The 7893-nt window shown below is 66.8% G+C and carries 8 protein-coding genes; 6 read left to right on the top strand and 2 right to left on the bottom strand.

Annotation, left to right across the window (positions count from 1 at the left end):
• On the top strand, window positions 1-319 hold a 319-nt coding region (locus VFG49_RS09815), incomplete at its 5' end, for a thiol-disulfide oxidoreductase DCC family protein (RefSeq protein WP_324859934.1).
• Here VFG49_RS09815 and VFG49_RS09810 read toward each other — a convergent pair.
• On the bottom strand, window positions 309-1427 hold the full coding sequence (locus tag VFG49_RS09810) for a saccharopine dehydrogenase family protein (protein WP_324859932.1): 1119 nt from the start codon (window positions 1425-1427) through the stop codon (window positions 309-311). The two genes, VFG49_RS09815 and VFG49_RS09810, sit on opposite strands and share 11 nt — an antisense overlap.
• Window positions 1428-1551: 124 nt before the next feature.
• Window positions 1552-2745, bottom strand: coding sequence for a DesA family fatty acid desaturase (locus VFG49_RS09805; RefSeq protein ID WP_324859929.1), 1194 nt, complete (start codon window positions 2743-2745; stop codon window positions 1552-1554).
• Window positions 2746-2922: 177 nt separating this feature from the next.
• Between VFG49_RS09805 and VFG49_RS09800 the strand changes: the two genes are divergently transcribed.
• From VFG49_RS09800 to gndA, 5 genes are all read left to right on the top strand, one after another.
• Window positions 2923-3678 carry an ABC transporter ATP-binding protein gene (locus VFG49_RS09800; protein WP_324859927.1) on the top strand — a complete coding sequence of 252 codons (756 nt, stop codon included), beginning with the start codon at window positions 2923-2925 and terminating at the stop codon, window positions 3676-3678.
• Window positions 3675-4460 carry an ABC transporter permease gene (locus VFG49_RS09795; RefSeq protein WP_324859925.1) on the top strand — a complete coding sequence of 262 codons (786 nt, stop codon included), beginning with the start codon at window positions 3675-3677 and terminating at the stop codon, window positions 4458-4460. Before VFG49_RS09800 ends, VFG49_RS09795 begins: the two co-directional genes overlap by 4 nt.
• Window positions 4460-5815 (top strand): GldG family protein, encoded by a 1356-nt coding sequence (locus tag VFG49_RS09790; protein ID WP_324859923.1) that lies wholly within the window; start codon window positions 4460-4462, stop codon window positions 5813-5815. The genes VFG49_RS09795 and VFG49_RS09790 overlap by 1 nt, the downstream gene beginning before the upstream one ends.
• Window positions 5812-6303: a hypothetical protein gene (locus VFG49_RS09785; RefSeq protein WP_324859921.1), complete on the top strand. Its 492-nt coding sequence runs from the start codon at window positions 5812-5814 to the stop codon at window positions 6301-6303. Before VFG49_RS09790 ends, VFG49_RS09785 begins: the two co-directional genes overlap by 4 nt.
• A gap of 122 nt (window positions 6304-6425) precedes the next feature.
• On the top strand, window positions 6426-7835 hold the full coding sequence (gene gndA, locus VFG49_RS09780; protein ID WP_324859919.1) for an NADP-dependent phosphogluconate dehydrogenase: 1410 nt from the start codon (window positions 6426-6428) through the stop codon (window positions 7833-7835).
• Window positions 7836-7893 lie beyond the last annotated feature (58 nt).

Genomic DNA, 7893 nt, shown 5'->3' with positions numbered 1-7893 from the left:
AGGCCGCTTCCGTCTGGCGGCCATGCAGGGCACGCACGGACGGACGCTGCTGACAAACCACGGGCTTTCGCCCGACGACCCTGCATCGTTCCTGCTGGTGCAGCACGGCCAGGGCCACAGCGATACCGACGCGATCATCCGCGTTCTGCGCCAGCTCGGCGGACGCTGGCATCTCGCGGGCGCGCTGTTGCGCCTCGTGCCGATGCCGATGCGCGATGCGTCCTATCGCTGGATCGCGCGCAACCGCTATCGGCTGTTGGGCAAGCGCAGCCGGTGCCGCCTGCCGGAGCCCGGCTATGCGTGGCGCTTCATCGACTGATCGCCACTGCGTCGAGCCCGGTGCGCAAGGCGAAGCCGTCGAAGCCTTCGACGATCTGCACCAGCGTGAGCAAGCCCATGCACGGCATCGCGCCCTTCGCATCAACCCCGCCTTGCGCCAGCTGTCGCGCCAGCACGACGGCCGGCGTCACCTGCACGTGGGGACCGTCGCCGGCATCCGCATGCAGCCACCAGCGAAGGTGCAGCGGCTGGCCCTGGCGATCGTTGCCGCGCAGCTCCACCGCCATGCCGCCCACATCCGAACCGAAACCGACGAAGCGTTCGCTGAGGCGACGCAACGCGGGCGCGTGGCGCGCGAGATCGCGGATGAGGCCGGCGCGTACCAGCGCCGCCAAGGCCCAGGTCGCCCATTGCATCAAGGGCAATTCCAGTCCCGCGCGGAACAACACGGTGCGTGCCTGCGGATAGCGCGCAGGAAAGAGTTCGAGGTCGGGAATCTCGCAGACACCGACGCGGCGACGCCCGAACGGAAACGCCTGGCGCCGGCTGTCCATCCAGCCATGCGCCTCATCCCAGTGCCCGTCACGCCACACGCGGATGGGCCGACCGCAATAGCCGAGGATCGACGCCACCGTGGCATCGCCCCGTGGCGTGCGGTTGCCGGGATTGATGGCGTGCTCGATCACCTCAAGCGAGCCGAAGCGTGGCAACAACGCGTCGACCACCGCCGCACTCAGCGCCGGCACGCTGGACGCGCCACTGACCAGCAGCACGCCAGCGCGCTTCGCCGGCTCGTCGAGCGCGCCGAACTCGCTGACGAAATGGCGGCCGTCCGCGAGATCGATGTAATCGCTGCCACAGGCGATGCAGGCTTCGGCCACGCGATAGTCCTGTCGCTGGAACGGGCCCGCTGTGTGGATCACCAGTTGCGGGCGCAGCGCGGCCAACGCGTGGCGAAAACCCGGGCTGTCGGCGTCCAGCGTCGCCACCTGCACGCGCGGATCACCGATCGATGCATACAGCGCTTCCAGCGGCTCACGGCTGCGAGCCGCCAGCAACAACTCGAAGCGCGCGTCATGTGCAAGGCGGCGCGCCATGCGCGAACCGAACACGCCCGTTGCCCCGATCACCACCGTTCTCAAGCTCATCCCTGCGCTTTCCTCCCGCTGGAAGGGACGATTAAAGCCCAGATGGCATAGGCGAAACACCCCGCACATAAAAAAGCCCGCCTTGCGGCGGGCTTTTCGTGAGATCAGAGAGCAGCGTCGTCGATCAGGCGCTGGCCACCGAATAGCTCTTCAGGCGACCGGCGAATTCCTGCAGGGCGCGGATACCGCTCTGCTCGGCTTCGGCGATCCACAGCTGCAGGCCCTTGAGCGCCTGCTCGGCGCCACGCTGCTCCATCAGCGCCGCAAGGCGATTGCGGAAATCGCACACGGTGCTGAGCGTCGGGCGCTTGGCCAGCACGGCCTGCATGCGATCACGACCTTCGCTGTCGAGCCAGCGACCACCATCGGCCAGCGCGCGACGCATGCGGCGCGGCACCGACTTGATGCTTTCGCCGGCATGCTGCGCTTCGTCGCGCAGGGTCGGCGTGATCACGTTGCGGTAGAAATCCGTCATCGCGGCGAAGCGATGCGTCAGCACGCCCTTCAGCGTCTCGGCATCCGGCAGGTGCACGTTCGGGCGCACGTCCAGCGTCGGTGCCACGCGCAGCACCTTGGCCAGGCCAACCGCGCGCAAGGCACAGATGGCGGCCCAGCCGATATCGAACTCCCACTTGCGCAGGGCGAACTTGGCCGAACTCGGGAAAGCGTGGTGATTGTTGTGCAGCTCTTCGCCACCGATCCAAAAACCCCACGGAATGAGGTTGGTCGCCGTGTCGGCGCTTTCAAAATTGCGGTAGCCCCACCAGTGGCCGATGCCGTTGACGAAGCCGGCAGCCCAGAACGGGATCCAAACCATCTGCAGCGCCCACAGCGCGGCACCGATCACGCCGAACAGCGCCACGCTGATGATGAGCATCAGCGCCGGGCCCCAGTACGGGTGCGCGGAGTAAAGCTTGCGCTCGATCCAGTCGTCGGGCGTGCCACGGCCGTACTTCTCGAGGTCTTCCTTCACTTCGCTGGCATCGCGGTACAGCGACACGCCATCCCAGAACACCTTCTTGATGCCATAGATCTGCGGGCTGTGCGGATCTTCCTCGGTCTCGACCTTGGCGTGGTGCTTGCGATGCACCGCCACCCACTCCTTGGTGACCATGCCGGTGGTGAGCCAACCCCAGAAGCGGAAGAAGTGAGAGATCGACCAGTGCAGGTCCACGCCACGGTGGGTCTGGCAGCGATGCAGGTACAGCGTCACCGTGAAGATGGTGAGCTGGGTCATGATCAGCATGTAGATGGTCATGCTGAGCCATCCGGCATGCGTCAGCCCGTTGGACAGGAAATTGAGTACTGCGTCGAGCATCTCGGAAACACCCAGGTGTATGAAATTTCAGTCTAAAGGAGGAGTTTCCGTACCCGCCAGCATGGACAGCGCAAAACATTGTCGCACCTCAAGGCAGCGACGAAGTTAATGTGCTGTGTCACGCAGTGACGGCCTCACCCCGTTGTGTGAAGGTGGGGCCCCCATGACAATCATGCAATGACCGCGCCTACTGCCGTATTGGAACTGGATCACATCACCCGCCATCGTGCGGGCCGGCCGGCCGTGTCCGGTCTCACGCTGCGACTGGATTCGGGACAGGTGCTGGGTTTGCTGGGCGTCAATGGCGCGGGCAAATCGACCACGCTGGCGATGATCGCCGGTGCGCTGGCCCCCGACAGCGGCAACATCCGGCTGAACGGCGAGGACTTCCTGGAGCGCCCGGAACTCGCGAGACAGAGCGTTGGCTGGCTGCCCGAACGTGCCCCTCTGTGGCCAGAGCTGTCCGTGGCCGAACATATTGATGCCCATGGCCGCCTGCGAGGACTGCGCGGCGCCGCGTTGACGCAGGCGCACAAGGCCATCGTGGAGCGGCTTGAGCTGGGCGCCCTGTCGCGCCGGCTGGCCGGCGTGCTCTCGCAAGGCCAGCGCCAGCGCCTGGGCCTGGCCTGCGCGCTGATGCACAAGCCGCAGCTGCTCGTGCTGGACGAACCCGCCAACGCGCTGGACCCGGTGCAGGTGGCCGCGCTGCGCGAGGTGATCCGCGAACAGGCAGCCGCGGGCACGGCGGTCATACTTTCCACGCACTTGCTGGCCGAGGTGACGGCGGCCTGCGATCGCGTGGCGATCCTGCACGAGGGCCAGCTGCGCTACGACGGTCTCGTCGACGGCGGCGACCACAAGGCGCTGGAACAGACCTTCTTCGACATCGCCATGCGCGGCAACGAGGGCAAAAACAGGATGCAGGCTGCATGAGCGTGATTGCCGTGACGCGGCTGGAGCTGCGCCGCCTGTTCGTCCGCCCGCTCGCGTGGGTCCTCGCTGCGTTGACGCTGGCGCAACTCGGCTGGCGCTTCACGCTGCTGCTGGGGGGTTTCCTCGCCGGACAGATCAAGCTGGCCGCGCTGCCGGGCGGCCCGGGCTATACCGACCTGGTGGGCGTGCCGATGCTCAGCAGCATTCTTACGGGCAGCATGCTGCCGTTCGGCGTGGTGGAACTGGCGCTGGTGATCGTGCCTCTGCTCACCATGTCCACCATCGCGGGGGAACGCAGCAATGGCACGCTGCCGTTGTGGTTCGCCGCCGGATTGCCGGCGTCACGCATCGTGCTCGGCAAATACTTCGCGCTGATGCTGTGGCTGGTGCTGTGGCTGGCGCTTGCAGTGGCGATGCCGCTGAGCCTCTCGCATGGCGTCACGCTCGACTGGGGCAAACTCGCGGCCGCGTCGCTGGGCACCTTGCTGACGCTCGCCGCGCTCGCCGCCATCGGCGTGGCGTGCTCCGCGTATGCGTCGCATGCCTCCATTGCCGCCAGCGTGGCACTCACCATCGGCCTCGCACTGGCCGGCGTGAACATCGCCGCGCAGCTGGCGGGTGCGACCAGTGGTGTCGTCAACTGGCTGGCGCTGAGCGGCCACCTTGAGGCCATGTTGCGTGGACTGGTATCCACGGCGGACATCGCCTGGTTCGTGCTTGTGATCGTGGTGGCGCTCGCGCTCGCCACGCAGCGGCTCGCCGCCGAGAAGGAGCGCGGCTGATGGCGGGCTTCCTGCGACACATGAATGGATGGCTGTTTGCGCTGGCGCTGTTGGCTTCGGCTGGCGCGGTGGGCTATTTCACTGCGCGCTACGACCACGTGGCTGACTGGACCTTCGGCGGACGCGCCAGCCTTTCGGCGGAAAGCCGCGCGGTGCTGGCGGCGCTGCACGGCCCGGTCGAGATCGTCAGCTACGCCAACCCGCAGGGCAGCCTGCGCCACACGGTGGCCAGCTTCATCGAACGCTATCACCGCGCGAAGCCTGATCTCACTGTGCGCTTCGTCGATCCGCAGCAGGATCCGGCGGCGATGCGCGAACTGGGCATCACCGTCGATGGCGCGCTGATCCTGCATTACCAGGGGCGCGAGCAGCGCCTGGATGAACTGGACGAACGCAGCCTCACCAATGCGCTCGAACGTCTGGCGCGCGGCGGCGAGCGCATCGTGGCGTTCGTATCGGGTGATGGCGAGCGTCGCCCCAACGACAAGGGCAACGCCGACCTTGGCAGTTTCGTGGCACAGCTGGAAGGCCGCGGCATGCGTGCGGTGCCGCTGAGCTTCTCCCAGGCGACCGCGGTGCCGCAGCATACGGATCTCGTGGTGCTGGCCAGCCCTGAACTCGCGCTGCCCGACGGCGCCGTGAAGGCGCTCACCGATTACCTGACCAACGGTGGCAACCTGCTGTGGCTCACCGAGCCTGGCAACGACGACCTGCACCTGGCGCCGCTCGCCGATGCGCTCGGCATCCGCGTGCTGCCCGGCGTGCTGGTGGATGGCCAGGGCGCGGCGCTGGGGCTGAAGGATCCGCGCATGCTTGCGCTGGGCGACTATCCCAAGCACGCGATCACGCGCGGCTTCACGCTCACCACGCTGTTCCCGCAAGTCTCCGCGCTGGCGCTGGCCGCGCGCACCGACTGGCAGGTCGCGCCGTTCCTGCGCTCCAGCACGCAGAGCTGGACCCAGTTCAAGGCCATCGACAACGCGCAGGCATCCACCATCGCCTACGACGCCGCTGCGGGCGAGCTGAAGGGACCGCTCGACTTCGGCTTCGCGCTGAGTCGCCTGTCGCCCAGCCCTGACAAGGCCGAACAGCGCGTGGTGGTGATCGGCGATGGCGATTTCCTTTCCAACACCTTCCTTGGCAACGGTGGCAACCGCGCGCTGGGCGAACGCATCTTCGACTGGCTGCTGGGTGACGACGCGCTGGTGCAGTTGCCGCCGCGCGGCGCACCGGATCGCGTGCTGCAGATTTCGCAGGCACAGCTGAGCAGCGTCACGCTGGGTTTCCTGGTGGTGTTGCCGCTGCTGCTGCTTGCGCTGGGTAGCGGCATCGCGTGGCGCCGGCGCCGCGCATGAAGCGGGCCACGCGACAGCGGCTGTGGATGCTGGCCGCGGCGATCGTGCTGGTCGCGCTTGCCGCCTGGCAGTGGAAGCGCGACGGCGACCAGGCACCGGGCACGCTGCTCACCTTGAGCCCCGGCCAGGTCACGCGGATCGCCCTGCAGATCGGCAAGGGCACCGAGGAACACTACGAGCGCCGCGATGGCCACTGGTGGCGCACCGATGGCGCGCCGGTCCGCTCCGACGACGGTCGCCTTGCCGAACTGGCCGATACCGCCGCGGCGAGCGTGCTCAGCTGGCGTCCGCTGGGCGACTTCGATCCCGCGCATATCGGGCTATCGCCTCCGGCCGCAGTCCTCACGCTGGACGATCAACGGCTGGAGTTTGGCGAAACCTCGGTGACGGGGCCGCAGCGCTACGTGCGCGTGGGTGAGCGTGTGGCGCTGATTTCCGTGCGCTACACGCCGCGCCCGGCCACGCAGGACGCAACCAAGGCGCGCTAGCTCACACCGGCATCGCATTCGGGTGGCCACCATCCACTTTTTGCGCCGCAGGAAGCTGCGGGGCTTGCGCCCTGCCCCGTCCTCCCCATATCAAGGCGCATCCTAAAGTCAGGAGCGACGACATGAGTCAGCAGGCGATCGGCGTCATCGGCATGGCCGTGATGGGCAGCAATCTGGCCCTCAACATCGAGAGTCGCGGTCACGCGGTTTCCATCTACAACCGCCATCGCGAGCGCACGGACGAAGTCGTTGCGCAGAATCCCGGCAAGCGGCTGGTGCCCACCTTCACGCTGCAGGAATTCGTCGATTCGCTGGAAAAGCCACGCCGCATCCTGCTGATGGTGAAGGCGGGCGAGCCCACCGACGCCACGCTGGAACAGCTCAAGCCATTGCTGGACAAGGGCGACGTGGTGATCGACGGCGGCAACACGTTCTTCAAGGACACCATGCGCCGCGAAAGCGAGATGCGTGCGGCGGGCCTGCATTTCATCGGCACCGGCGTGTCCGGCGGCGAAGAAGGCGCGCTGCATGGTCCGTCGATCATGCCGGGCGGGCCGCGCGACGCATATGACCTCGTTGCACCGATCCTTACCGAGATCGCCGCACGCGCGCCCGATGGCGAGCCCTGCGTGGCGTACATGGGGCCGAACGGCGCCGGGCACTACGTGAAGATGGTGCACAACGGCATCGAGTACGGTGACATGCAGCTGATCGCCGAAAGCTACGCGGTGCTGCACCACGTGCTGGGCCTGTCGAACGATGAACTGGCCGAGGTGTACGCCGACTGGAACAAGGGCGAGCTCGACAGTTACCTCATCAGCATCACCGCGGACATCTTCACCAAGAAGGACAAGGACACCGGCAAGGCGATGGTCGACATCATCCTCGATCGCGCGGCGCAGAAAGGCACCGGCAAGTGGACCAGCCAGAGCGCGCTGGATCTTGCCGTACCGCTGCCGCTGATCACTGAATCGGTGTTTGCACGCCTGCTGTCCGCACTGAAGGACGAACGCGTCGCCGCCAGCAAGGTACTGCCCGGCCCTGATCCCGCGAAGTTCGGCGGCGAGCGCAAGGCATTCGTCGAATCGGTGCGTCGCGCGCTCTACCTCAGCAAGATCGTGTCCTACGCGCAGGGTTTTGCGCAGCTGCGCGCGGCGTCCGATGAGTACCAGTGGAACCTGCCCTACGGCACCATCGCCAGCACCTTCCGCGCCGGCTGCATCATCCGCGCGCGCTTCCTGCAGAAGATCACCGACGCCTACGAACGCGATGCACAGCTGAAGAACCTGCTGCTCGACCCGTATTTCCGCGACATCGCCACGCAATACCAGCCGGCTCTGCGCGACGTGGTGGCCGCTGCCGTGCAGGCCGGCGTGCCGGTACCGTGCTTCTCCTCCGCCATTGCGTACTACGACGGCTATCGCGCCGAACAGCTGCCCGCGAACCTGCTGCAGGCGCAGCGTGATTACTTCGGCGCGCACACGTTCGAGCGCGTAGACAAACCGGGAAGTTTTCATAACGACTGGAGCTGACGCGCCGGTTCTTCTGCAGGAGCGCACCCCGCAGGACAGGCGCCTCGCCGTGCCGAGA

Source organism: Dyella sp. (genome assembly GCF_035685885.1).
In the GTDB taxonomy this organism is placed as follows: domain Bacteria; phylum Pseudomonadota; class Gammaproteobacteria; order Xanthomonadales; family Rhodanobacteraceae; genus Dyella.
The sequence above is the reverse complement of the archived record's forward strand: the minus strand, read 5'-3'. Positions and strand labels throughout refer to the sequence as shown.

Excerpts from the sequence above, each read along its gene's own strand:
- VFG49_RS09810 (WP_324859932.1), bottom strand. The coding sequence starts at position 1,427 with ATGAGCTTGAGAACGGTGGTGATCGGGGCAACGGGCGTGTTCGGTTCG.
- VFG49_RS09805 (WP_324859929.1), bottom strand. The coding sequence starts at position 2,745 with ATGCTCGACGCAGTACTCAATTTCCTGTCCAACGGGCTGACGCATGCC.
- VFG49_RS09800 (WP_324859927.1), top strand. The coding sequence starts at position 2,923 with ATGACCGCGCCTACTGCCGTATTGGAACTGGATCACATCACCCGCCAT.
- VFG49_RS09795 (WP_324859925.1), top strand. The coding sequence starts at position 3,675 with ATGAGCGTGATTGCCGTGACGCGGCTGGAGCTGCGCCGCCTGTTCGTC.
- VFG49_RS09790 (WP_324859923.1), top strand. The coding sequence starts at position 4,460 with ATGGCGGGCTTCCTGCGACACATGAATGGATGGCTGTTTGCGCTGGCG.
- VFG49_RS09785 (WP_324859921.1), top strand. The coding sequence starts at position 5,812 with ATGAAGCGGGCCACGCGACAGCGGCTGTGGATGCTGGCCGCGGCGATC.
- gndA (WP_324859919.1), top strand. The coding sequence starts at position 6,426 with ATGAGTCAGCAGGCGATCGGCGTCATCGGCATGGCCGTGATGGGCAGC.